Below are 24,426 nucleotides of genomic sequence, written 5' to 3' on the forward strand. Positions count from 1 at the left end.
CGGGGCGGTCCGGCGCGCTTCATGCTCCTCTTTCTCCGCGCGCATAGCCGGATCGACATCAAGCTCGACGACGGCACGCGCCATATGCTCGAAGCAGGCGACACGCTGCGCCTCGATCGCGCGGCTGCACAATCGATAGGGACAGGTTGTAAAAACGGCGAACGGCTCGGAAAGCAGCCGCGCATCCATAAAAGAAGGGGACGGACATGAACGCTGCGAATCGCGCATTCTTTGCGGATCACGCGCGCCTCGGCGACGGCTGGCGGCGCGACGTGCTTCTCGAATGGGACGAAGGCGGCACGCTCGTGCGTGTCGCGCCGGGCAGCGCGGCGCCGGCGGGCGTCGAGCGGTCGAAGGGGCCGGTCGTGCCCGGCATGCCGAATCTGCACTCTCACGCGTTCCAGCGCGCGATGGCGGGTCTCACCGAATATCGCGCGAGCGTCGCCGATACCTTCTGGAGCTGGCGCGATCTCATGTATCGCTTCGCCGCGCGCATCGGTCCCGAATCGCTCGCGGATATCGCGCACTGGCTCTATATCGAGATGCTGAAGGCGGGTTATACGTCGGTGTGCGAATTTCATTACGTGCATCACGCACCCGATGGCTCGCCTTACGCGAACCGCGCGGAACTCGCCGAACGCGTCGTCGATGCGGCCGAGCGCGTGGGCATCGGCATCACGATGTTGCCGGTGCTGTACGAGTACAGCGGCTTCAACAAGAGCGCGCCGCGCGACGATCAGCGGCGCTTTCTGAACACACCCGACACGCTGCTCGCGCTCATCGACACGCTCGCTGCCGCGCGGCCCGAAAACGGCGCGCGGCGCTACGGCGTCGCGCCGCATTCGCTGCGGGCGGTCGCGGGCGAATCGCTCGCGGCGCTGCTCGAAGGGCTCAAAGGACACTTCGGTCATGCGCCGGTGCACATCCACGTTGCGGAGCAGGTCGCCGAAGTGGAGGCGTGCGTCGCCGCGACGGGGCATCGTCCGGTGGAATGGCTGCTCGAACGCTTCAATGTCGACGAGCGCTGGTGCCTCGTGCACGCAACGCACATCGACGCGAACGAGTGCGCGCGTCTCGCTGCGAGCGGCGCGGTCGCGGGCTTGTGTCCGACGACCGAGGCGAATCTCGGCGACGGCGTATTTCCTTCGCGCGATTATCTCGATGCGGGCGGGCGCATCGGCATTGGTTCGGATAGTCATGTCGGCGTCGACTGGCGCTCGGAGCTACGTCTGCTCGAATATGGACAGCGCCTGTGCCGACGCCAGCGCAACGTGCTCGCATCGACGACGCAGAGCCGCCCCGCCGAGCGTCTTTTCGACGCCGCGCTCGACGGCGGGGCGCACGCGACCGGGCGGCCCGTCGGCGCGCTCGCGGCGGGTTCGCGCGCGGACTGGCTGGTGCTCGACGACGCCCATCCGGGCATCGGCGGGCACGAGCCGGACACGTGGCTGTCGAGCGCGGTGTTCTGCGAACATGGCGACACGCCGATCCGCGATGTCTTCGTGTCGGGCCGCAAGGTGATCGACGGGCGCCATCATGCGCAGGAAGGCGAAGCGCTCGCGCGTTATCGGGAGGCATTGCGCGGCTTGCTGGGCTGAGGTCATCCATGAACGACTCTTCGATCTTCACGCTCGAACGCGGCAGCGCGCCGCTGCTCATCTCGATACCGCATCGCGGCACGGAGATTCCCTGCGCGCTCGCCGACGAGATGACGCCCATCGCGAAACGCACCGAGGATTGCGACTGGCATCTGGAAAAGCTGTATGCGTTCGCGCGCGACCTCGGCGCGTCGATGCTGACGCCGACGTACGCGCGTTATGTCATCGATCTGAACCGTCCGCCCGACGACGCCAGTCTCTATCCTGGCCGCGACACGACGGGGCTGTGTCCCACCGACACCTTCGACAAGGCGCCGCTCTACAAGCCGGGCCACGAGCCGTCGCGCGAGCAGATTGATGCGCGCCGCGCAATGTACTGGCAGCCTTATCACGATGCGCTCGCCGGCGAGCTCGAAGCGCTGCGGCAGGCGCATGGCCGCGTGCTGCTTTGGGAAGCGCATTCGATCCGCTCGGTCGTGCCGCGCTTTTTCGATGGCCGCCTGCCCGATTTCAATTTCGGCACGGCGGACGGCGCGTCGGCGGCGCCGGGGCTGGCCGAGCATCTCGCGCAAATCGTCGAGCTCAACGGACGCTATTCGACGGTCGCGAACGGGCGCTTCAAAGGCGGCTATATCACGCGGCGCTACGGCAGGCCCGGAGAAGGCGTCCACGCGGTTCAGCTAGAGCTGACGCAGCGCAGCTACATGGAAGAGACGTCGCCGTTTGCTTACGACGAGGCGCGGGCGAATCAAGTTCAGCCGCTACTGCGCGAACTGGTGACGGCTGCGCTTGCGTTCGTAACACCAGCCTAGACGCTGGCACGAGAGTGGCGATTGGCTGGCGCGGCCGCAATGACGGATTGCGCTGCGATCGCGATTTCGTGTCCACATTTGCTAAGAATAACTTCATAAAAACAATGAGTTAATGGATGCGCACGCTCCCCGCGCGCTGGACGCTGCGAAACGCATTGTTGCGAATCCAACAATTAAGTTTCGTGCGAATTGGGGTTTCCCCTAGGTCGTCGGCCTCCTACACTGTCTTCAAGCGAAACGAAATCAGAAACGACTTAAAAAGCTTCCGATTCGAGTTTCGATTTCAAAACAAGACTACTGGAGGTTCATCATGATCAAGGCATTCGTTCCCGCACTCGTCATCGCCACCGCTCTTGCCGCGCCGACTTTCGCGTTCGCGCAAAGCAATGCGCCGGTGACGCGCGCTCAGGTCCGCGCTGAACTGGTGCAGCTTGAGAAGGCTGGCTACAACCCGTCGCAAGATCGCGTCAACTATCCGGAAGACCTTCAGGCCGCTCAAGCTCGTGTGAACGCTGAAAACGGTGGTTCGGCTTACGGTCCTTCGGCTTCGGGCACGTCGCAATCGGGCGCCGTCGCGCCGGTCGCACGCGCCAACGTGTCGATGACGGATCGCAATTCGGTGTACTTCGGTCACTGATCGAAGGTGAGTGGTGGCAGTAGAAGTGCCTGGCAGTAGCGGTTGCAGTAGATGTCAGAAAGAGCAGTACTTGCGAGAAATGCAGTAGCAGTACCGCAGTTGGCAATACGGCAGTACGCAATGAGTTGCAAGCAGCAAGCAGTAAAGCGAACGCCGGCCGCTATCGAAGCGGCCGGCGTTTTTCATTGCGCGCGTTCTTTCTCTTCGACGCACGGTGAGACCGCGCCGCACGCGCGAATCACCAGGCGTACGACTTCCTCCGTTTGTTCATCGAACGCCTTGCGCGTCAATGCGCGCTTGCCTTTGAGCGCGCGGATTTGCGCATCGAAATCGGCGTAGTGCTGCGTGATCGCCCAGATCATGAACATGAACGTGTCCGCCTCGACAGGCGCGAGCAGGCCGCGGGCGATCCAGCTTTCGATGACCGTCACGCGCGTATCGAGCCACGGCTTCACGCGCTCGTTGAGAATGTCCTGCATGTGATGCGCGCCGTGGATGATCTCGCTCGCCCACACCTTCGAGCCGAGCGGCCTGCGCCGCGACAACGCCATCTTCGCGCGCACATAGCCGCCGATGGCTTCGACGGGATCGTCGCTGCATTCGAAGGTGTCCGCCGCACGATGCCAGTCTTCGAACAGGTCTTCGAGCACGCGGCGATAGAGCGCGAGCTTCGTCGGGAAGTAGTAATGCAAATTGGCCTTCGGCAGGCCGGCGCGCTCCGCGATCATCGCCGTGCTCGCGCCTTCCAGTCCCTTCTCCGCGAAGACTTCTTCGGCGCACGCGAGCAAGTGCGCTTCGTTGCTCTCGCGAATCTGTGCCTTGCGCCGCCGCAAAGGTGGCGCGTTCTCGTTTCCGGTGATGCCGTCAGCCACGTCGTCGTGTCTCATCGTCGAATTATTTGCCGTGTGTGCCGCATCGTGCCTGATTCACGCCGCCGATGCACGCGGCGCTGCATCGCGACGTAAAAGCCATGGAATCGAATGCCCGCCGATGCTGCATCGCAATGGCACGCTAATCGCTTTATCTTCTCCGTGTCTGTCCGCGCACGAAAGACGTTGATTTGCTTATTTTAATCGGCTACAACCTGTCCAACCGGACAGGATTTGGCAAGCGCTCGCATCGGCCGAAGAAGCGCGTCGTTCGCATCATTCATCGCATCACAGAAATCGTGCACCGCGTGCGTGCAGCATCGCACTGCAAGCGCCCGGCATGCACGAAACGAAGTCACTCACATACGAAGTCGATCGTAAGGAGCGAGGCGAATGAACGTGGTAACGGATGCAATCAGAGAGGCTGGTCTCGATACGTCCATCAAGGTGAATGGTCAGCGTCTATGGGACAGCCTGATGACGATGGCCGAAATCGGCGCGACGCCGAAGGGCGGCGTCTGCCGACTCGCACTCACGGACCTCGACAAGGAAGGTCGCGATCTCATCGTCGGCTGGGCGAAGGAAGCGGGCTGCACGGTGAGCGTCGATCAGATGGGCAACGTGTTCATGCGCCGCGCGGGCCGCAATCCCGATGCGCTGCCCGTGATGACCGGCTCGCACGCCGATTCGCAGCCCACGGGCGGGCGCTTCGACGGCATCTACGGCGTGCTCGGCGGACTCGAAGTGATTCGCACGCTCAACGATCGCGGCATCGAGACGGAGCATCCGATCGAAGTCGTCATCTGGACCAATGAAGAAGGCTCGCGCTTCGCGCCCGCGATGGTCGCGTCGGGCGTGTTCGCGGGCGTGTTCTCGCTCGACTACGGCCTTTCGCGCAAGGATGTCGATGGCAAGACGATCGGCGATGAACTGAAGCGCATCGGCTATGCGGGCGAGGTGCCGTGCGGCGGCCGCAAGCTGCATGCGGCGTTCGAACTGCACATCGAGCAAGGGCCGATTCTCGAGGCCGAGGACAAGACGATCGGCGTCGTCACCGATGCGCAAGGCCAGCGCTGGTACGAAATAACGCTGACGGGCCAGGAAGCGCACGCGGGCCCGACACCCATGCCGCGCCGCAAGGATGCGCTGCTGGGCGCGGCGCGCGTCGTGGATCTGGTGAACCGCATCGGCCTCGACCATGCGCCGCTCGCGTGCGCGACGGTCGGCATGATGCAGGTGCACCCGAACTCGCGCAATGTGATTCCGGGGCGCGTGTTCTTCACCGTCGACTTCCGTCATCCCGACGATGCCGTGCTTGCGCGCATGGACGCCGCGTTGCGCGAAGGTGTTGGCCGCATCGCGGGCGAGATCGGTTTGTCGACCGAGCTCGAACAGATCTTCTACTACGAGCCCGTCAGGTTCGATGCGGCGTGCGTGAAGTCCGTGCGCGCGGCGGCGGAGCGCTTCGGCTATTCGCATCGCGACATGGTGTCCGGCGCGGGACACGATGCGTGCTATCTCGCGCAGGTCGCGCCGACGTCGATGGTGTTCGTGCCTTGCGTCGACGGCATCAGCCATAACGAAATCGAAGACGCCACCGAAGCGTGGATCGAAGCGGGCGCGAACGTGCTCTTGCACGCGATGCTGGAGCGTGCGTCGGAACCGGCTTCATAAGCGGCATTTTTCCGTTCTCGTATTCCCGCCGTCCGCGTTTCCACGCGCGGACGAAAGGCACCCCACGCCTAAAAAAAGGAACGCGCATGACCCTAAAAGCAATCGGCGATATCGCGAGCCATCGCCTCACGCCGGAACAGCTCGCCTGCGAATTCTCGGACGTTGCGCCTTTGCTCGACGCCACCGCAGCCGCTGCTGCTGCGAGCCGCTGTCACTATTGCTACGACGCGCCGTGCGTGCAGGCGTGCCCGACGCAGATCGACATTCCCGGCTTCATCCGCAAGATCGGCAACGGCAATCTGAAGGGCGCGGCCGTCGATATTCTTTCGGCGAATCCGCTCGGCGGCATGTGTGCGCGCGTGTGTCCGACCGAGATTCTTTGCGAAGGGAGTTGCGTGCGCAATCATCCGGGCGATGAGCCCGTGAAGATCGGCGCGCTGCAGCGTCATGCAACCGATCATGCGATGGCGAAAGGCGAGCCGTTGTTCAAACGCGCGGCGGAGACGGGCAGGCGCGTTGCGATCGTCGGCGCGGGGCCGGCGGGATTGGCGTGCGCGTATCGGCTGGCATTGGCCGGCCATCGCGCAGTGATATTCGATGCGCGCGCGAAGCCGGGCGGTCTCAACGAATACGGCATCGCGGCGTACAAGACAGTCGAGGAGTATGCGCAGCGCGAGATCGAATGGCTGTGTTCGATCGGCGGCATCGAGATCAGGACGAATCAAGCGCTCGGCCGTGACTTCACCGTCGACGAGTTGCGCAAGCAATACGACGCGGTGTTCATCGCGTTCGGGCTCGCGGGCGTGCGTGAACTGGCGCTCGAAGGCGAATCGCTCGATGGCGTGATGAACGCGGTCGATTTCATCGAAAGCGTGCGTCAGGCCGATGATCTCGCGAGCGTGCCGGTCGGGCGGCGCGTCGTCGTGATCGGCGGCGGCAACACCGCTGTCGATGCCTGCGTGCAGTCCGCCAAACTCGGCGCGACCAGCGTGACGATGGCCTATCGGCGCGGCGTGGAAAACATGAGCGCGACGTGGGCCGAGCGCGAGTTCGCGCAGACCAATCGCGTGACGATCGTCTCGCATGCGAAGCCCGTGCGCCTGATCGCGGATGACGGTCACGTGACTGGCGTCGAGTTCGAGCGCAACGACGAGCGCTTCGTCATCGATGCGGACATGGTGCTGAAGGCGATTGGCCAGACGCTCGTGCCGGTCGGCATCGACAAGGAGCTGTTGACGCTCGATGGCGGGCGCATCGTCACCGATGAAAACCGTCAGACGACGCTCGCGAAAGTGTGGGCCGGGGGCGATTGCGCGACACACGAAGGACTCGATCTCACCGTGCAGGCCGTGCAGGACGGCAAGCTCGCGGCGGCGTCCATCGACGCGTCGTTCGAGCTGACTGCGATCAAAGCCGCCTGACCGAAAAGGAGACAAACGACATGGCTGATCTGACTTGCAAAATTGCCGGCATCACCTCGCCGAATCCGTTCTGGCTTGCGTCCGCGCCGCCGACCGACAAGGCGTACAACGTCAACCGCGCGTTCGAGGCGGGCTGGGGCGGCGTCGTGTGGAAGACGCTAGGGCTCGATCCGCACGTCGTCAACGTGAGCTCGCGCTATGGCGCGGTGCAATGGAACGGACAGCGCATCGCGGGGCTGAACAACATCGAATTGATCACCGATCGTCCGCTCGACGTGAACCTGCGCGAAATCGAACAGGTGAAACGCGACTGGCCCGACCGCGCGCTGATCGTCTCGCTGATGGTCCCGTGCAATGAAAAAGACTGGAAGTGGATTCTCACGCAAGTGGAAGACACGGGCGCTGATGCCGTCGAACTGAATTTCGGTTGCCCGCACGGGATGAGCGAGCGTGGCATGGGCGCGGCCGTCGGGCAGGTGCCGGAGTATGTGGAGATGGTCACGCGGTGGGTGAAGGAAGGCACCAGGCTGCCGTGCCTCGTGAAGCTCACGCCGAATATCAGCGATATCCGCATGGGCTCGCGTGCTGCATTCAAGGGCGGCGCGGACGGCGTGTCGCTCATCAACACGATCAACTCGATCGTCGCGGTCGATCTCGATCAGATGGCGCCGATGCCGAGCGTCGATGGCAAAGGGACGCACGGCGGCTATTGCGGCCCGGCGGTGAAGCCGATCGCGCTCAATATGGTCGCCGAGATCGCGCGCGATCCCGAGACGCCGAACCTGCCGATCTCGGGTATCGGCGGCATCTCTTCATGGCGCGACGCCGCCGAGTTCATGGTGCTCGGCGCGGGCAGCGTACAGGTGTGCACGGCGGCCATGCACTACGGCTTTCGCATCGTGTCCGATCTCGCCGATGGACTCTCGAACTGGATGGACGAAAAAGGCTACGCGACGCTCGACGACATATGCGGCCGCGCCGTGCCGAACGTCACGGACTGGAAGTACCTCAATCTCAAGTACGACATCAAGGCGCGCATCGATCAGGACAAGTGCATCAAGTGCGGGCTGTGTCATATCGCGTGCGAGGACACATCGCATCAGGCGATCCTGAAAGAGAAGGACGGCAAGCGTCATTTCGAAGTGGTCGATGCGGAATGCGTCGGCTGCAATCTGTGCATGCACGTGTGTCCGGTCGAGCAGTGCATCACGATGGAACGCGTCGATGCGGGCGAGTACGCGAACTGGACCACGCATCCGAACAATCCCGCGCGCGTCGATGCGCAAGAGCCCGCGAAAGCGGCATGAGTGCGTAGCCAACCGGAGTGCAATCCATGAAGCAGCCAGCGCACGATGTCGAGTCCAGCAGCCTCTATAACGATGACCTCGCGCCGACCGGCCCGGCGCAACGCACGTGGAAGTGGTATCACTTCGCGGCGCTATGGGTCGGCATGGTGATGAACATCGCGTCGTACATGCTGGCCGCGGGTCTGACCGACCAGGGCATGTCGCCGTGGCAGGCGGTGATGACGGTGCTGCTCGGCAACGTGATCGTGCTCGTGCCGATGCTTCTGATCGGGCATGCGGGCGCGAAGCACGGCATTCCGTATGCTGTGCTCGTGCGTTCTTCGTTCGGCACGCAGGGTGCGAAGCTGCCGGCGTTGTTGCGCGCGATCGTCGCATGTGGCTGGTACGGCATTCAGACGTGGCTGGGCGGCAGCGCGATCTATACGCTCCTGAATATCCTCACCGGCAATGCGTTGCACGGCGCGGCGCTGCCGTTGCTCGATATTTCGCTCGGGCAACTCGCATGCTTTCTCGTGTTCTGGGCGTTGCAGCTCTACTTCATCTGGCACGGCACGGATTCGATCCGCTGGCTCGAAAGCTGGTCCGCGCCGGTCAAGGTCGTGATGTGCATCGCGCTTGTCTGGTGGGCGACGACAACGGCCGGCGGCATCGGCTCGATGCTCTCCGCGCCGTCGCAGTTCGTTGCGGGCGGCAAGAAGGAAGGGCTTTTCTGGGCGACGTTCTGGCCCGGTCTCACCGCGATGGTCGGCTTTTGGGCGACGCTTGCGCTCAACATTCCAGACTTCACGCGCTTCGCCCGATCGCAGCGTGACCAGATGATCGGACAGTCGATCGGCTTGCCGGTGCCGATGGCCTTGCTTTCCGTGATTTCGGTTGTGGTGACGTCGGCGACTGTCGTCATCTATGGCAAGGCGATCTGGGATCCGATTGATCTCACTAGCCGTATGACGGGCATCGGCGTGGGCGTTGCGCTTTTGATTCTCACGCTCGATACCATGTGCTGCAATCTTGCTGCGAATCTCGTTGGGCCTGCTTATGATTTTTCGAGCCTTTGGCCGAAGGGGATTTCGTATCGTGCGGGCGGCATGATTACGGCGACGATCGCCATTGTCATGATGCCGTGGAAGATTCTCGCGACCACGCAGGGGTATATCTTTACGTGGCTCGTCGGGTATTCGGCGCTGCTCGGGCCGGTGGCGGGGATCATGATGGTGGACTACTTTCTGATTCGCGGGACGCGGCTCGATCATCGGGAGCTTTTTGCCGAAGACGGCGAGTATTCGTATAACGGTGGGTGGAATATTGCGGCTGTCGTTGCATTGTTGATTGGCGTAGTGCCGAATTTGCCGGGGTTTCTGCATACGGCGTTTCCTTCTTCCTTTCCAGGGGTGCCGGGGTTCTTTAACACGCTTTATACGTATGCGTGGTTTGTCGGGCTCGTGTTGGCCGCTGTCGTTTATGGGTCTTGGATGAAGCTACGCGGTAGCCCTCGGGCGGGGGTTTTGAGTGCCTGAGGTGGGTTTCAGGGGTTTCGGGGAATCCTGTTTTCGTGTCGGTTTATTGGCGTTGCCTGCGCGGGGCGGAGCAAATAGACCGACGTGAAAACAGGATTCCATAGAAGCCCAAGCAAGCAAACAAGCAAACAAACAAACACGCCAACTACACCCCCTCTGGAGGAACCCCAAAATGCCAACCTTGATCCGCGGCGGCACCATCATCGACGCTGACCGCACCTATCGCGCCGACGTGCTCTGCGCCGACCCACAGGCAGGCGGCACCATCCTGGCCATCGGCACCGACATAGAAACGCCATCGGACACCAAAACCATCGACGCCGGCGGCCAGTACATCATGCCTGGCGGCATCGATCCACACACTCACATGGAGCTGCCCTTCATGGGCACCACCGCCAGCGACGACTTCTACACCGGCACCGCAGCGGGCCTGTCGGGCGGCACAACGAGCATCATCGACTTCGTGATTCCGAGCCCGAAGCAGCCCTTGATGGACGCATTCAAAGCGTGGCGCGGCTGGGCGGAAAAAGCATCGTCCGATTACGGCTTTCACGTAGCAGTGACGTGGTGGGACGAGTCCGTGCATCGCGACATGGGCCTGCTAGTCCACGAACACGGCGTATCGAGCTTCAAGCATTTCATGGCGTATAAAAACGCCATCATGGCCGACGACGAAGTACTCGTGAACAGCTTCACGCGCTCGCTCGAACTCGGCGCGCTGCCGACCGTGCACGCGGAAAACGGCGAGCTCGTCTTTCAGTTACAAAAGCAACTTCTTGCGAAAGGCTTCACGGGACCGGAGGCGCATCCGTTGTCGCGTCCGCCCGAAGTGGAAGGCGAGGCGGCCAATCGCGCGATCCGCATCGCTCAGGTGCTCGGCGTGCCGATCTACATCGTGCACGTGTCGGCGAAAGATGCCGTCGACGTCATCGCGAAGGCGCGCAACGACGGACTGCGCGTGTTCGGCGAAGTGCTGCCGGGCCATCTCGTGATCGATGAATCGGTGTATCGCGATCCCGACTGGACACGGGCCGCCGCGCACGTGATGAGTCCGCCGTTCCGCACGAGCGAACACCGGGAGGCATTGTGGCGCGGCTTGCAGTCAGGGCAACTCCATACGACGGCGACCGATCATTGCGTGTTCTGCGCGTCGCAAAAGGCGATGGGCCGCGAAGACTTCACCCGCATCCCGAACGGCTGCGGCGGCGTGGAAGATCGCATGTCGGTGCTGTGGCATCACGGCGTGAACATGGGCCGTCTCACGCCGAACGAGTTCGTGCGCGTGACGTCGACGAACGCCGCGCAGATCTTCAACCTCTATCCGCGAAAGGGCGCGGTGCAGGTGGGCGCGGATGCGGACCTCGTCGTGTGGGATCCGGATGCGACGCGCACGATTTCCGTAAAGACGCATCATCAGAAGGTCGATTTCAACGTCTTCGAGGGCATGACGGTGCAGGGCGTCGCGACGCACACGCTCACGCGCGGCGCGCTCGCGTGGGCGAACGGCGATTTGCGGGCGGAGCGTGGCGCGGGGCAGTATCTGAAGCGCCCACCGAATGCGTCCTACTTTGAGGCGGCGCGCGTCGCGAACAAGCTGAAGGAACCGCATCCGGTGAATCGCGCCGAATCGGCCTGATTCGCGTTCGACGGCCAGGCCTCGCGTGCAGGTGCGGCGCGGGGCTTGGCCGCATTCCGGAGCGCTTTCACGCGCTTGCAAGCATAATCCGGCAGGCTGATGACTTTTGCGCCGCCGGATCATGCCGATGAAAATCAAAACCACGAAGAATCGCCGCTTCCTCGCCGCGCTTGGCGCGCTTTTTCTGCCGCTCGCGTGCGCGGCCAACCCGAATGCGTTATGGGAGATCGTCCACGACTATTGCGAGCCCGCGGCCGAGGGCGCGCACGTTCAGCAAAAGTGCGCCGACGTGAATCTTGCGGGCGGCTATGCGGTGCTGAAGGATATCGTCGGCGTCGCACAATATCTGCTGATTCCGACCGCGCGCGTGAGCGGCATCGAAAGCCCTGAATTGCTCGAGCCGAACGCGCCGAACTACTTCCGCGACGCCTGGAACGCGCGCGGCTATGTGAACCGCGCGCTGCATCGCACGCTGCCGCGCGATGAGATGTCGCTCGCGATCAATTCCGCGAGCGGGCGCACGCAGAATCAACTGCACATTCATATTGATTGCCTCGCGCACGATGTCGCGCAGACGCTTCGCGAACTCGGGCCGACGATCGGCACGAGCTGGGCGCCGCTGCCGGTGCGCTTGCGCGGGCATGTGTACAGCGCGATTCGTATCGACGACGCCGATCTCGCGTATACCGATCCCTTCAAGCTCGTCGCGCCCTACGCCGCGAGCCGCGGTCAGACGATGGGCGAGCAGACGTTGTTTCTCGCGGGCGCCACGCGCAGCGACGGGGCGCCGGCGTTCTTTCTGCTCAACGATCATGTGCAGCCGGGCAACTGGGCATCGTCGGAAGAGCTTCAGGATCACACGTGCTCGTTGGCCGATCGGTCTATAGAAAAGCCGTGACGGTTGCAGAAGAATGAAGTGACGCGATTGATTCGGAATGCGGATTAATGAGATCGCATTTCGGAATTTCGCGCCTTGTCACTTCATCTTCTGGGAACCACAATGAATGTACTTCGACATCACGTTTGACCCGTTGAAGGACGCGATCAATCGTCTTCAGCATGGCGTTTCGTTCGAGCTCGCGAGCGAGGTCGTTTGGAGCAATGTCGTACTGGAAGTGGACGATCGTCGCGACTATGGAGAGGTTCGCGAAGTTGGCTTCGTGCCAATTCGTGGACGCATGTTCTGCGTGGTATTCACGTGGAGAAACAACGCGAGGCGCATCATCAGCCTGCGCCGCGCAAACAAAAGAGAGGTACGTCGACATGCAACATGAAACGATTAACGGGTTCATCCTTCCCACGGACGAGGAGGATGAAGAAATCAACCGCGGCATTGCGCTGGACCCTGATACCTACGAGCTTACCGAGGAAGACTTCAAGCGGATGAAACCCTTCGAAGAATATGAACGTGAACGGCTGAAGGCACTTAACCCCCCCGCAGCATGAACTGTCAGCCCGCGTCGCGCGTAATCACCCGATGTGCAAACACGCGCGGCGCGATTCCTTCCACGCGTGCTTCGGGCAGCACGCGCTTCAACGTCCGTAGGGTAAATGCAAGATCCTCGCTGGCCGTGTCGAACTCGAGCCGCAGTTCGCAGCCTTCACGTTGCGCCTGGCTCACATAGATGCCGAGCGGCGAATGAAACAACGCGCGAATGCGTTCCCTTGACGCGTCGCTGTCGATGAAACGCGCCAGCGCCAGAATGCGCACGCGCTGGCATGCGCCGAACCCTTCATCGTGTAATTTTCTGCGGCTGGCAGCCCATGCAAGCGACATATCCATGACCGTTGCTCCATTCGTTTTCCTTGTCTAGAAGCATAGGCCGGCTTTCATCAACGTCACGCCAAGAAATAAGCGCGACGTGTAAAAAACGTATCAATCAAAGCCGTGAAATACGGCATCGTCAGGGCCGATCGAGGCGGGTGACTTCCACGCCGCGTCGCGCATCGAATGGCGCACCTGATGCTCGACGCCCAGCAGCACCGCGAAAATCGCCATGCGCACCGCGATGCCATTGTCCGTCTGGCGGAAGATCGCAAGACGCGAGTCGTGATTCAGGTCGGTGGCGAGATCGTTCGCGCCGGGGCGGCTGTCGCGCGGCAGTGGATGCATGATCAGCGTGTCGCGGCCGCACACATCGTCGACGAGCGCCTGATTGATCTGGAAATCCGGCGTATAGCCTTCGATCGACTCGTCGGCGAAACGCTCTTTTTGAATGCGCGTGGCGTACACCACGTCCGCGCCCGCGAGACCCGCGCGCAGGTCGCTCGTCTGCGCGATCACGTGATCGCCGCGTCCGATCCGCTCGATGATATGCGCCGGCATCTCCAGCGAACGCGGCGACACCAGCGTGAACTTGAGCCCCTTGTACTGCGAAAGCAGCTTCGCGAGCGAATGCACGGTGCGGCCGTATTTTAGATCGCCGACCATCGCGATGTGCGCGTCATCGACGATCTTTCCAAGACGCGAGAACTCGCGCTGAATCGTGTAGAGATCGAGCAGCGCCTGGCTTGGATGCTCGCCGGGGCCGTCGCCGGCGTTGATGACGGGAATGTTCGTCGCGCGCGCGAACTCGGCGACCGAGCCTTGCTCCGGATGCCGCACGACGATCGCGTCGGCATAGCCGCTGATCACGCGGCTCGTGTCGTAGATCGACTCGCCCTTCGCCATCGAAGAAAAGGTGAAGCCCGTCGTGTCGCACACCGACCCGCCGAGCCGCGCGAAAGCCGCGCCGAAACTCACGCGGGTGCGCGTGCTGGCTTCGAAGAACAGATTGGCGAGCACCGCGCCTTCGAGCACGCGCGTGATCTTCTTGCGCCGCGCGATGGGCTGCATCATGTCGGCCGTCCGGAACAGCGCCTCGGCTGACTCGCGCGAAAACTGGTCGATCGACAGCAGTTGCGGCCGGCCTTCGAAATCGATAGCCGGAGCTACGCTTTGCGTATATGTACCGCTTTCCGGCATGCCCGAAAGAATCTCGCCGATGTATCGCGCGGCGATTTCCGGCATCGCGCGCGATTCCGGCGATTCGTCCGGCAAAAGCCAGGTATCGAGCGCCCGCCGCGACACGCCGATGCGCGACGCGAACACGTCGCGGGTCATGTTCAGACGCCGCATGGCGTCGCGAAGAATGGTCTGCTGTTGGCTCACTGGCGCCGCTCTCGGGATATACGCGGCGCGTATACTAGGTCACTCGCCGATCAGATGCAAGACCAGTTCGCGCTGATGTGACGCCGTCCGATGCTCGAAGACGTAAATGCCCTGCCACGTGCCGAGCACCATCCGGCCGGCTTCGACCGGGATCGAAAGCTGGACGGTCGTCAGCGCGGTGCGCAGGTGCGCGGGCATGTCGTCGGGGCCTTCGGTGTCGTGCACGTAACGGCCGGGCGCTTCCGGCGCGACCGACTCGAAATAGCGTTCGAGATCGGCGCGCACATCGGGGTCCGCGTTCTCCTGAATCAGCAGCGATGCCGATGTATGCCGGCAAAAAAGCGTGAGCAGGCCGGTGCGGATATTTTGAAGATCGATCCAGTGATCTATGTCGCGGGTGACTTCGTGCAGGCCGCGCGAGCCTGTCGCGACCGTCAGATGGTGGAGTGCCTGTTTCATGTCGGTCTCGGTCGTGTTCCGGGAAAAGTGGGCGCCGCTTTCATGAGTTTACCGGCTTCCCCGCGCGCTGATCCGTTACGGTTCGATGAACTATCCTGTCTGCACGACGGTTCGACGAGAGGCGCGCCCGATGACCGAAAGGCTTTCGATAAGAATATCCGCAGCCGTGATCGTCATCGCGCTCTCGTTCGCGGCTCACGCCGACGATACGCGCGAAAACCGCGGCGACGATCCCTTCCTGCGCGTATCGAGCGCCATTGCCGATTGCCCCGCGCCACGCGGCCCGTTCGAAACGGAGCAGGAGTGGCTCGACGAAACGCATTACCGCATCGAGCGCGGCAATAGCTGCTGGATCGCGGGCCGCTGCCGCCTGTCGAACAGCTACGAGTACGACAAGGAAATCGCGCAAAGCGTGACGCGGCGGCTCAATTCGCTGAACGCGTCGCTGCAATGGCGCGAGAAAACGAGCCTGTGGCTTACGCTGCAACGCCGCTTCATCTATCTCGACGGCTGCGTATCGCGCGATTTCGACACCGCGCGCTTCGTCTCCGCGCTCGGCGAGACGGCCGATGTCGAAAAGGTCATCGACCGCACGACGCGGCGGCCGTGATCCCGTAATTGGCCTAAGCTGAAAGAGAGACCGAACACGAGGAACCGCGGCGTGCGCGCCGGCGGTTTTCACCGATGAGAACGAACCTCGCTGACTGGCTGTGGCTTTGCGTCCGATGCGTGTTCTTGCTGATGGCGTGCGCATTCACGCCGATGAGCGCCGCCGCCGCCGCTGGGACGGCCCCGGTCGTCGTGATTCCGCTGAAGGGCGCGATCGGCCCGGCGAGCGCGGATTTCGTCGTGCGCTCGCTCGCCCGCGCCGCCGACGAGCACGCGCAGCTCGCCGTGCTCGAACTCGACACACCGGGCGGACTCGATCTCTCGATGCGCTCGATCATCCAGGCGATGCTCGCTTCGCCGGTGCCGGTGGCCGTGTTCATCGCGCCGAGCGGTGCGCGCGCCGCGAGCGCAGGCACCTACATCACCTACGCGAGCCACATCGCGGCGATGGCGCCCGGCACGAATATCGGCGCGGCATCGCCGGTGCAGTTAGGGATCGGGGGCGGCGCGGATCGCGAAGGCAAGTCAGCCTCGGCCACGGACACACAATCGACCGAAACCCGCAAACAGATGCAGGACGCCGCCGCTTATATCCGCGGCCTCGCGCAACTGCGCGGGCGCAACGTGCAATGGGGCGAGCGCGCGGTGCGCGAAGCGGTCGCGCTGTCGGCGACCGAAGCGCTGGAGCAGAAAGTCATCGACCTGACCGCCACCGACGTGCCCGATCTCCTCGTCAAACTCGACGGCCGTCACGTCACGACGGCAAGCGGCGCGCACGTGCTCGCGACGAAAAACGCGCCGCTCGTCGTGCTGCAGCCCGACTGGCGCAGCCGCTTTCTCGCGACGATCACGGACCCGAGCGTCGCGCTGATTCTGATGATGATCGGCATGTATGGCCTCTTCTTCGAATTCGCCAACCCCGGCATGGTGTTGCCGGGCGTCGCGGGCGCGATCTGCCTGCTCGTCGGATTGTTCGCGCTGCAACTCCTGCCGATCAATTTCGTCGGACTGGGATTGATCGTGCTCGGCCTGGGCTTTCTCGTCGCGGAAATGTTTCTGCCGACGTTCGGCTCGCTCGGCATCGGCGGGGTCATCGCGTTCGCAATCGGCGCGCTCATGCTGATCGACACCGATGTGCCGGGCTTCGGCGTGCCCGTCGGCGTCGTCATCGGACTCGCGCTTTTCACCGCGCTATTCGTATTCACCGTGTCGGGCGTCGCATTGAAGGCGCGCAAGCGTCCCGTCGTGAGCGGCAGCGAAGCGATGCTCGGCAGCATCGGCGTGATGCTGGCGCACGAGAGCAACATCGGCGACAGCGCCTGGGCGCGCGTGCGGGGCGAACGGTGGCGCGTGCAGGCGGCAGCGCTCCGGGCGTTACCGCAAGAAGGCGCGCGCGTGCGCGTGCTTTCGCGTCATGGACTGACGCTGACCGTCGAGCCGATCGACGAAGCGCGTGAGACTTCTGAACACATCCACAACGAGGCTTGAAAAATGGGGCTTACTTTTGGTTTCAGCGGCATTCTGATCGCGCTCGTCATCTTCATCGTGGCGTCGGCGGTGCGCATATTTCGCGAGTACGAACGCGGCGTCGTGTTCATGCTCGGACGCTTCTGGAAAGTGAAGGGACCGGGGCTCGTGCTTATTATTCCGATCGTGCAGCAGGTCGTGCGGATGGACCTGCGCACCGTCGTGTTCGACGTGCCGCCGCAGGACGTCATCACGCGCGACAACGTATCGGTGAAGGTGAATGCGGTCGTGTACTTTCGCGTCGTCGATCCGGAGCGGGCGGTGATTCAGGTCGCGCGCTTTCTCGAAGCGACGAGCCAGCTTTCGCAGACCACGTTGCGCGCGATTCTCGGCAAGCACGAGCTGGACGAACTGCTTTCCGAGCGCGAGCGCCTGAACAGCGACATCCAGCGCGTGCTCGATTCGCAAACCGACGCGTGGGGCATCAAGGTATCGAACGTGGAGATCAAGGACGTCGATATCAACGAGACGATGATCCGCGCGATCGCCCGCCAGGCCGAAGCGGAGCGCGAGCGGCGCGCGAAGATCATTCATGCGGAAGGCGAGTTGCAGGCGTCCGAAAAGCTGCTGCAAGCCGCGCAGATGCTCTCGCAGCAACCGCAGGCGATGCAGTTGCGCTATCTGCAAACCCTGACGACGATCGCCGGCGACAAGAACTCGACGATCGTCTTTCCGGTGCCGGTCGATATCGTGAGCACCGTCATCGACCGGATCATCAAAGGCCCGGCGAAGGCTTAAACGAGCTTCGGAAAATCGAGCGTCGTATCGTTCACGCGGTTCACGAGGTTCGTGAAGTTGATGACGCTCATCGCGAACAGCGTGTCGATCACTTGCGCTTCCGAGTAGCCCGCTTCGCGCACTTCATTCAGACGCGCCGCGTCGACGGTGCCGGTCGTTCCCGTGACGTGCCGCACGAAGCGCACGAGTGCGTCGCGCTTCGCATTGCCGGTCGCTTCGCCCGCACGGATCTGCTGCGTTTCCTGTTGCGAGAGCCCGACCATCTTGCCGACGAGCGTATGCGCGGCGGCACAGTAATCACAGCCCACGAGTTCGCTCACGGCCAGCTTGATCGCTTCGACATCGGCCTTGTCGAGACTGCTCTTCGCGAGGATCGCGTCGCCGTTGAGCGCGGCGCCGAGCGCGGCGGGGCTATGCGTGCCGATGGTCGCATACGCGTTCGGCACCTTGCCCGCGGCCTTCTTGATCGCCGCGAAAAGATCGGCGGTGACGCCCGTGGCTTCGTTGACGTTGATCTGGGAAAGACGTGACATGGTGTGCTCCTGGGTTCAGTGGTTAGCCGTCTCGCTGGCATGGGTTGAACTTTAGGCGCGTGCGTCTTCCGCGTGAATGCTCGCGCGGCTCGTAAAACCGCGCGATCGTCTCATCGTGCGAATGCGGCGGCTTCGTGCCATCATCGGGACTTCCCGCACGCATCGCGCGATATAAACGCATATGGATTATCTGACGAGCCTGAAGGTGTTCTGCACGGTGGTCGAAGCGAAGAGCTTCTCGCGTGCGGCCGACATACTCGGCTTGTCGCCGCCGGTCGTATCGCGCGCGATCGCGGGACTCGAAACGCGGCTCGGCAGCCGGCTCTTCAATCGCACGACGCGGCAAATCTCGCTCACCGAAACCGCCGAGCGCTTCTTTGCCGATTGCTCGCGCGTGCTCGACGACCTTCAGGCGATGGAAGAGCGCGCGTCGCATCGTGCGAGCGAAGCGACGGGCCTCCTGCGGCTCGTCGCGCACACCACCGCGATGACGAGCCGCTACACGCCGCTCGTCGCGAGCTTCAGGCGCGCGCATCCGCACGTCGGTCTCGATGTCACGCTGACCGAGCGGCCGGTCGATCTCGTTGGCGAAGGCTACGATCTCGCGCTCGTGCTGCCCTTCATGCTGTCCACCGATACGGCCGTCACGCGTCTGCTCGAAACGATTCCGCTCGTGCTGGTCGCAAGTCCCGCGTATCTCGCGCAACATCCCGCGCCGCGCCATCCGTCCGAACTCGTCGATCATCAGTTCGTGCCGATGTCGCCCTCGATCCGCAAGCCGGTGCTGACGTTTCGCATCGGCGGCGAGGAGGTTCGGGTGCCGGTGAATCACGACATCTCGTCGAACAGCGCGGTGTTCAATCGCGACATGGCGTTGCAAGGCTTCGGCATCGGCGTGCTGCCGGCGGCGCTCGTCGAACGCGAACTCGCGGAAGGGCGGCTTCTTACGCTGCTCGACGCTTATGAGCGCGTCGATGCCGCGATCGAGATCCGTATCGCCTACAGTTCGCGGGCGCTGTTGCCGGCGAAGGTGCGCGCGTTCGTCGATCATGCGGTGCGTTTTTGCGCTGATGAAAGCACCACGCTCGACGAACCGCCGCTCGCCGCGATGCAGCAAGACTGAGCCAGAGCCTTATCCGGCAAGGCCGAGCGCGATTCTTTCCGCCAGCGTCATTCTCTCGTGTGCGCCGTGACGGTTGACATGGTGCATATGCACAACTAGTCTTCCGGGCTATGACGGGCAGCGCAAGTTGCCTTTTTCCATATTCATATGTGCATATGCACAAAAGATAAATGACGACTCCTACGACGGAAATGCCCTCGGTGGCGGCGCCGGCTCTCGTGAGACCGGCGCGACGGATTCCCTGGATGCTGCTCTCGCTCGGGCTGGTCGGGCTCGCGCTGATCGCTGCGGTCACGTATTGGGCGCTCGTGCTGCGCTTCGTGCAGACCACGGACGACGCCTATATCGGCGGCGATGTCACCGTGCTCGCGCCGAAGGTCAACGGCTTCGTCACCGATGTGCTCGTGCAGGACAACCAGCCCGTGAAGGCGGGCCAGGTGTTGATTCGCCTCGACGCGCGCGACTACGACGCGCGTCTCGCGCAGGCGAACGCGGAAGTGTCGAGCGCACGTGCGGCGGTGGCCGAGTGGCAGGCGAAGGATGCGTTGCAGGCGGCCGTCATCAATCAGCAGCAGGCGGAAGTGCGCGCGTCGTCGGCGGAACTCACACGAAGCGGCCAGGATCGCGTGCGCTATCGCGAGCTCGTGAAGGACGACGCGGTGTCGAACCAGATCGTCGAACGTGCGGACGCGGACTACACGAAAGCGCAGGCGGCGGTGGATCGCAGCGGCGCGTCGCTCGTCGCGGCGAAGCGTCAGTTGAGCGTGATCGAAGCGCAGATCGCGGATGCGCAGGCGCGTGTCGCGACCGCCGAAGCCGCGCGTCGCGTCGCGGAGCTGAACGTCGAGTACACGACGATCCGCTCGCCCGTCGACGGCTACGTCGGCAATCGCACGGCGCGCGTGGGCGTGCTCGCGAACGGCGGTACGTCGCTCTTGACGATCATCCCGTCGACGGGACTCTGGATCGATGCGAACTTCAAGGAAGATCAGTTGAAGAAGATGCGCGCCGGCGACGAAGCCGATGTCGAGCTCGATGCGTCGAGCGTGCCGCTCACGGGCCACGTCGAAAGTCTCGCGCCCGCGACCGGCGCGACCTTCAGCGTGCTGCCCGCCGAGAACGCGACCGGCAACTTCACGAAGATCGTGCAGCGCGTGCCCGTGCGCATTCGCCTCGATGTGCCGAAGGGCATGGAGTCGGTGCTGCGTCCCGGTCTTTCGGCGACGGTCAAGGTGCATCTGCGCAAGCAGGCGAACGGCTGAGGAGCGCGCCATGACCCACACCATTCCCTCCGATCCCTCGACGCAGCCGATCAGGCAACGCGTCTTTGCCTTCGCGCTGATGTGCCTCGGCTTCTTCATGGCGACACTCGATATCCAGATCGTGGCGTCGTCGCTGAAGGATATCGGCGGCGGCTTGTCCGCCAGCCAGGACGAGTTGTCCTGGGTGCAGACTTCGTATCTGATCGCGGAGATTCTCGTCATTCCGATGTCGGGCTGGCTCTCCAAAGTGATGTCGACGCGCTGGCTCTTCGTCGCGTCGGCGGTCGGCTTCACGATCACGAGCATGCTGTGCGGCATGGCGTGGGACATCAATTCGATGATCCTCTTTCGCGGCCTGCAAGGCGCACTCGGCGCCGCGATGATTCCAACGGTGTTCACGACGGCCTTCGTGCTCTTTCCCGGCAAGCAGCGCCTGATTGCATCGACGACCATCGGCGCGCTGGCGTCGCTCGCGCCCGCGGTCGGCCCGGTCATCGGTGGATGGATCACCGATCAGTGGTCGTGGCACTGGCTCTTCTATCTGAACGTGGTGCCCGGCCTCGTCGTTGCGGTGCTCGTGCCGAAGTATGTGCATATCGACGAACCCGACGTTTCGCTGCTGAAGAAAGGAGATTACTTAGGCATCCTGCTGATGTCGGGCTTTCTCGGCTGTCTGGAATACGTGCTCGAAGAAGGGCCGCGCAAGAACTGGTTCGGCGATGACGCGATCATCGCGTGTACATGGATCTCCGCGATCTGCGGCTTTCTCTTTCTCGTGCACGCGTTCACGGCGAAAGACCCGGTCGTCGATCTGCGCGCGCTCGCGGTGCGCAACTTCGCGATCGGCAGTCTGCTGTCGTTCGTGACGGGCATCGGCATCTTCGTGTCGGTGTATCTGACGCCCGTGTTCCTGGCTCGCGTGCGCGGCTTCGATTCGCTGCATACGGGTCTCGCGCTCCTTTCGGTCGGCTGCTTTCAGCTGCTTTCCATCGGTTTTTATGGCGTCGCGTCGCGTTTCATCGACATGCGCGTGCTGCTCGCCTTCGGTCTCCTTTGCTTCGGCGCGGGCTGTTATTTCTATACGCCGCTGACGCACGACTGGGGCTGGCAGCAATTCCTGCTGCCACAGGCGCTGCGCGGCATCGGTCAGCAATTCGCGGTGCCGCCCATCGTGACGATGGCGCTTGGTTCGCTGCCGCCGTCGCGACTCAAATCGGCGAGCGGTCTGTTCAATCTGATGCGCAATCTCGGCGGCGCGATTGGCATTGCGGTCAGCGCGACGATGCTCAACGATCGCCTGAACCTGCATTACCTGCGCCTGAACGAGAACGTGACGATCGGCCGCCCGGTCATCGACGATCTGCTGTCGCGCAGTTCCGCGCATCTCGCGTCCGTCGCGGGCGATGCGCTCGATGCGTCGCAAGCGGGACTTGCATCGCTGCATGCGCTCGTGATGCGCGAAGCGCTCGTGCTCACCTTCGCCGATTGCTTTTACGTGCTCGCACTGTGTTTCCTGTTCGGCCTCGTGACGGTGATGTTTGCGAAGCCGGTCACGAGCGCACCGCCTTCGCCCGATGCGCACTGAACAGAGCCTCAACTGGATGCTTCGATCATGAAAAAATTTCTTGTCGAAATACTGTCGTGTCTGACGCTCGCCGCGTGCGCGGTGCAGCCCGCCACACACGCCGATCTGCCTGCGAAAGTGAACGCGACGGCGCCCGCGAACTGGAGCGTCGATGTGCCGAAACAGGCCGCCGATCCCACCGCGTGGTGGAATCAGTTCAACGATCCGGTGATGCATGAACTGGTCGCGTCGGTGCTGAACGACAATCTCGACGTGCAGGCCGCCGTCGAGCGCGTGAAGCAGGCGCAAGCGCTCACGACGCAACGCCGCGCCGCGCTCCTGCCGCAACTCGATCTGGGCGCGGGCGGATCGTACGCGCGTCAGAACACGCCGCCGCCGCTCGGCTATGTGAAGCAGGCGGGCATCGGCCTCAATCTAAGCTGGACGCCCGATGTATTCGGCGGCGAGCGTCTGGAATTGCTGGCGTCGCAGGCGCAAGTCGTCGGCCGCGAACATGCGGCGGATCAGATCAGGCTCGCGCTCGCGGCGAACACGGCTGGCGCGTATGTCGATCTGCGCTGGGCGCAAGCCGAACTGAAGATCCTGCAGGACAACCAGGCGATTCGCGAGCGCGCGTTGAAGCTCACGCAGCGCCGGCTGCAATACGGTTTGTCGACGCAACTCGATGTCGCGCGCGCGCAGAATCAGCTGAGCGATCTGCTGTCGCGCATCCCGCGCACGCAGGCGACGATTCAGCATCAGCTCAGCCTGATCGCGGTGTATTCGGGCCGCACGCCCGAGTCCATCGACAAACTGATGCTCGCGAACGCAGGCCCCGCGCCGGTGATTCCGGTGCCGGCGAACGGCGCGCCGCAGATGCTGCCATCGGACGCGCTGCTGCGCCGCCCGGACGTGCTCGTCGCGTACGCGACCGTGCAGCAGCGCGCGGCGGAAGTGGGCGTCGCGCGCGCGGAGCGCTATCCGAAGTTCTCGCTGCGTCTTTCCGATGGCTTGCTCGCCTCGTCGTATCTCGGCTTGCCGACGTTGACCGACAACCTCTTTTCGGCGGCGCTCAACGCGACGAGCCCGATCTTCAACGCGGGGCGCATCACCGCGGAGATCGAGCAGAACGAGAGCAGGATGCGCGAGTCGGAACTGCATCTGCATCAGACGATGCTCGAAGCGCTGAAGGATGTCGAGGATACGCGCAGCGATCTCGTCAGCACGACCGAATCGGCGGCGCGCCTGACCGATGCGCTCGCCGCGTCCGGTCAGTCGCTCACGCTGTCGACGCAGTTGTACAAGGGCGGCGCGGCCAGCTTTCTCGACGTGCTCGACGCGCAGCAATCCTACTTGCGCGACGCCGATGCCTTGAATCAATCGAAGCGTGAACACGCGCTCGCGGCGGTGGCGCTGTATCGCTCTCTCGGCGGCGGATGGAGCGTGACCGGCGATGACGGCGTCATCGAGACCGCGAGCGCAAAAACGGAGACGACGAAATGAGCATGGTCGAAGAAACGGCCGCGGGCCTCGATGGTCTTTCGCAACTGCGCAAGCTGATCGCCTGCAAGCGCAGGCCGGGCATCATGGTGTCGCTGGATCTGGAGTTCGTCGAAGTGGAAGCGGGCAGGGCGGTGTTCGCGGGCGTGCCCGGCGATCACGCGTACAACCCGATCGGCACCGTGCACGGCGGCTATGCTGCGACGCTGCTCGATTCCGCGTGCGGCTGCGCGGTGCATTCGTGCCTGACCGCGACGCAAGCCTATACGACGCTCGAACTGAAGGTCGCCTATCACAAGGCGGTCACGCGCGATTCGGGGATGCTGCGCGCGGAAGGCCGCGTGCTGTCGATAGGACGCCGCGCCGCGTTCGCCGAAGCGACGCTCAAGGACGCGAGCGGCCGGCTGTTCGCATCGGCGACATCGACCTTGCTCGTCATGGAGCGATAGAAAGCCCGATTTCCTGATTGCAGGAAATCGGGCTTAACGCGCT

At 63.2% G+C, this 24,426-nt stretch carries 25 protein-coding genes; 20 read left to right on the forward strand and 5 right to left on the reverse strand.

Translation table 11 applies throughout. From position 1 onward, the window contains the following. The first annotated feature begins 21 nt into the window (after positions 1-21). The 4 genes from AWB75_RS38045 (at position 22) to AWB75_RS07065 (ending at position 3,047) form a co-directional block, all read left to right on the forward strand. The gene (locus AWB75_RS38045) at positions 22-210 is read left to right on the forward strand and encodes a hypothetical protein (protein WP_200822940.1); all 189 of its coding nucleotides are present in this window, start codon (positions 22-24) and stop codon (positions 208-210) included. Beyond that, positions 207-1,598 carry a formimidoylglutamate deiminase gene (locus AWB75_RS07055; protein WP_061123374.1) on the forward strand — a complete coding sequence of 464 codons (1,392 nt, stop codon included), beginning with the start codon at positions 207-209 and terminating at the stop codon, positions 1,596-1,598. Before AWB75_RS38045 ends, AWB75_RS07055 begins: the two co-directional genes overlap by 4 nt. 8 nt (positions 1,599-1,606) lie before the next feature. Continuing rightward, complete coding sequence (gene hutG / locus AWB75_RS07060) at positions 1,607-2,410, forward strand: N-formylglutamate deformylase (protein ID WP_061123375.1); 804 nt, start codon at positions 1,607-1,609, stop codon at positions 2,408-2,410. 313 nt (positions 2,411-2,723) lie between these two features. Continuing rightward, entirely contained in the window at positions 2,724-3,047 is a 324-nt protein-coding gene (locus AWB75_RS07065) for a DUF4148 domain-containing protein (RefSeq protein WP_061123575.1), read from the forward strand. A gap of 182 nt (positions 3,048-3,229) precedes the next feature. On the opposite strand, the gene AWB75_RS07070 is transcribed toward AWB75_RS07065, so the two are convergent. Further along, positions 3,230-3,934, reverse strand: a complete 705-nt coding sequence (locus AWB75_RS07070) for a TetR/AcrR family transcriptional regulator (protein WP_061123376.1) — start codon at positions 3,932-3,934, stop codon at positions 3,230-3,232. Between the two features lie 375 nt (positions 3,935-4,309). Here AWB75_RS07070 and AWB75_RS07075 point away from each other — a divergent pair, with 375 nt between their 5' ends. The 8 genes from AWB75_RS07075 (at position 4,310) to AWB75_RS07110 (ending at position 12,914) form a co-directional block, all read left to right on the forward strand. Next, a complete protein-coding gene (locus tag AWB75_RS07075; protein WP_061123377.1) occupies positions 4,310-5,590 on the forward strand; it encodes a Zn-dependent hydrolase in 1,281 nt (426 codons plus the stop codon). Positions 5,591-5,676: 86 nt separating this feature from the next. Then, positions 5,677-7,011 carry an NAD(P)-dependent oxidoreductase gene (locus AWB75_RS07080; RefSeq protein WP_061123378.1) on the forward strand — a complete coding sequence of 445 codons (1,335 nt, stop codon included), beginning with the start codon at positions 5,677-5,679 and terminating at the stop codon, positions 7,009-7,011. 20 nt (positions 7,012-7,031) lie between these two features. After that, the gene (gene preA, locus AWB75_RS07085) at positions 7,032-8,318 is read left to right on the forward strand and encodes an NAD-dependent dihydropyrimidine dehydrogenase subunit PreA (RefSeq protein WP_061123379.1); all 1,287 of its coding nucleotides are present in this window, start codon (positions 7,032-7,034) and stop codon (positions 8,316-8,318) included. Positions 8,319-8,344: 26 nt separating this feature from the next. Then, positions 8,345-9,832, forward strand: coding sequence for an NCS1 family nucleobase:cation symporter-1 (locus AWB75_RS07090; protein WP_061123380.1), 1,488 nt, complete (start codon positions 8,345-8,347; stop codon positions 9,830-9,832). 172 nt (positions 9,833-10,004) lie between these two features. Beyond that, positions 10,005-11,468 carry a dihydropyrimidinase gene (gene hydA, locus AWB75_RS07095; protein ID WP_061123381.1) on the forward strand — a complete coding sequence of 488 codons (1,464 nt, stop codon included), beginning with the start codon at positions 10,005-10,007 and terminating at the stop codon, positions 11,466-11,468. 127 nt (positions 11,469-11,595) lie between these two features. After that, entirely contained in the window at positions 11,596-12,366 is a 771-nt protein-coding gene (locus AWB75_RS07100) for a CDP-diacylglycerol diphosphatase (protein WP_061123576.1), read from the forward strand. Between the two features lie 106 nt (positions 12,367-12,472). Next, complete coding sequence (locus tag AWB75_RS07105) at positions 12,473-12,742, forward strand: BrnT family toxin (protein WP_061123382.1); 270 nt, start codon at positions 12,473-12,475, stop codon at positions 12,740-12,742. Continuing rightward, complete coding sequence (locus AWB75_RS07110) at positions 12,732-12,914, forward strand: hypothetical protein (RefSeq protein WP_061123383.1); 183 nt, start codon at positions 12,732-12,734, stop codon at positions 12,912-12,914. Before AWB75_RS07105 ends, AWB75_RS07110 begins: the two co-directional genes overlap by 11 nt. 4 nt (positions 12,915-12,918) lie before the next feature. Here the strand turns inward: AWB75_RS07110 and AWB75_RS07115 are convergent, their stop codons facing one another. From AWB75_RS07115 to AWB75_RS07125, 3 genes are all read right to left on the reverse strand, one after another. Next, positions 12,919-13,251: a hypothetical protein gene (locus AWB75_RS07115; protein ID WP_061123384.1), complete on the reverse strand. Its 333-nt coding sequence runs from the start codon at positions 13,249-13,251 to the stop codon at positions 12,919-12,921. Between the two features lie 93 nt (positions 13,252-13,344). After that, positions 13,345-14,619 carry an aspartate carbamoyltransferase gene (locus tag AWB75_RS07120; protein WP_268807816.1) on the reverse strand — a complete coding sequence of 425 codons (1,275 nt, stop codon included), beginning with the start codon at positions 14,617-14,619 and terminating at the stop codon, positions 13,345-13,347. A gap of 39 nt (positions 14,620-14,658) precedes the next feature. After that, positions 14,659-15,078 carry a secondary thiamine-phosphate synthase enzyme YjbQ gene (locus AWB75_RS07125; RefSeq protein WP_061123386.1) on the reverse strand — a complete coding sequence of 140 codons (420 nt, stop codon included), beginning with the start codon at positions 15,076-15,078 and terminating at the stop codon, positions 14,659-14,661. 130 nt (positions 15,079-15,208) lie between these two features. Here AWB75_RS07125 and AWB75_RS07130 point away from each other — a divergent pair, with 130 nt between their 5' ends. The 3 genes from AWB75_RS07130 (at position 15,209) to AWB75_RS07140 (ending at position 17,952) form a co-directional block, all read left to right on the forward strand. Beyond that, positions 15,209-15,688 (forward strand): hypothetical protein, encoded by a 480-nt coding sequence (locus AWB75_RS07130; RefSeq protein WP_061123387.1) that lies wholly within the window; start codon positions 15,209-15,211, stop codon positions 15,686-15,688. A 74-nt stretch (positions 15,689-15,762) separates the two neighbouring features. After that, complete coding sequence (locus AWB75_RS07135) at positions 15,763-17,175, forward strand: NfeD family protein (RefSeq protein ID WP_061123388.1); 1,413 nt, start codon at positions 15,763-15,765, stop codon at positions 17,173-17,175. Between the two features lie 3 nt (positions 17,176-17,178). Next, complete coding sequence (locus AWB75_RS07140; protein ID WP_061123389.1) at positions 17,179-17,952, forward strand: slipin family protein; 774 nt, start codon at positions 17,179-17,181, stop codon at positions 17,950-17,952. On the opposite strand, the gene AWB75_RS07145 is transcribed toward AWB75_RS07140, so the two are convergent. Further along, complete coding sequence (locus AWB75_RS07145) at positions 17,949-18,485, reverse strand: carboxymuconolactone decarboxylase family protein (protein ID WP_061123390.1); 537 nt, start codon at positions 18,483-18,485, stop codon at positions 17,949-17,951. The two genes, AWB75_RS07140 and AWB75_RS07145, sit on opposite strands and share 4 nt — an antisense overlap. A gap of 181 nt (positions 18,486-18,666) precedes the next feature. Here AWB75_RS07145 and AWB75_RS07150 point away from each other — a divergent pair, with 181 nt between their 5' ends. The 5 genes from AWB75_RS07150 to AWB75_RS07170 all read left to right on the forward strand — a co-directional run bounded on the left by AWB75_RS07150 (position 18,667) and on the right by AWB75_RS07170 (position 24,383). After that, positions 18,667-19,608, forward strand: a complete 942-nt coding sequence (locus AWB75_RS07150) for a LysR family transcriptional regulator (RefSeq protein ID WP_061123391.1) — start codon at positions 18,667-18,669, stop codon at positions 19,606-19,608. A 170-nt stretch (positions 19,609-19,778) separates the two neighbouring features. Continuing rightward, the gene (locus AWB75_RS07155) at positions 19,779-20,870 is read left to right on the forward strand and encodes an HlyD family secretion protein (protein ID WP_061123392.1); all 1,092 of its coding nucleotides are present in this window, start codon (positions 19,779-19,781) and stop codon (positions 20,868-20,870) included. Between the two features lie 10 nt (positions 20,871-20,880). Beyond that, positions 20,881-22,455: a DHA2 family efflux MFS transporter permease subunit gene (locus tag AWB75_RS07160; protein WP_061123393.1), complete on the forward strand. Its 1,575-nt coding sequence runs from the start codon at positions 20,881-20,883 to the stop codon at positions 22,453-22,455. 27 nt (positions 22,456-22,482) lie between these two features. Next, positions 22,483-23,937 carry an efflux transporter outer membrane subunit gene (locus AWB75_RS07165; protein ID WP_061123394.1) on the forward strand — a complete coding sequence of 485 codons (1,455 nt, stop codon included), beginning with the start codon at positions 22,483-22,485 and terminating at the stop codon, positions 23,935-23,937. Then, entirely contained in the window at positions 23,934-24,383 is a 450-nt protein-coding gene (locus AWB75_RS07170) for a PaaI family thioesterase (RefSeq protein WP_061123395.1), read from the forward strand. Before AWB75_RS07165 ends, AWB75_RS07170 begins: the two co-directional genes overlap by 4 nt. Positions 24,384-24,426: the final 43 nt, after the last annotated feature.

It is taken from the genome of Caballeronia catudaia, assembly GCF_001544755.2.
In the GTDB taxonomy this organism is placed as follows: domain Bacteria; phylum Pseudomonadota; class Gammaproteobacteria; order Burkholderiales; family Burkholderiaceae; genus Caballeronia; species Caballeronia catudaia.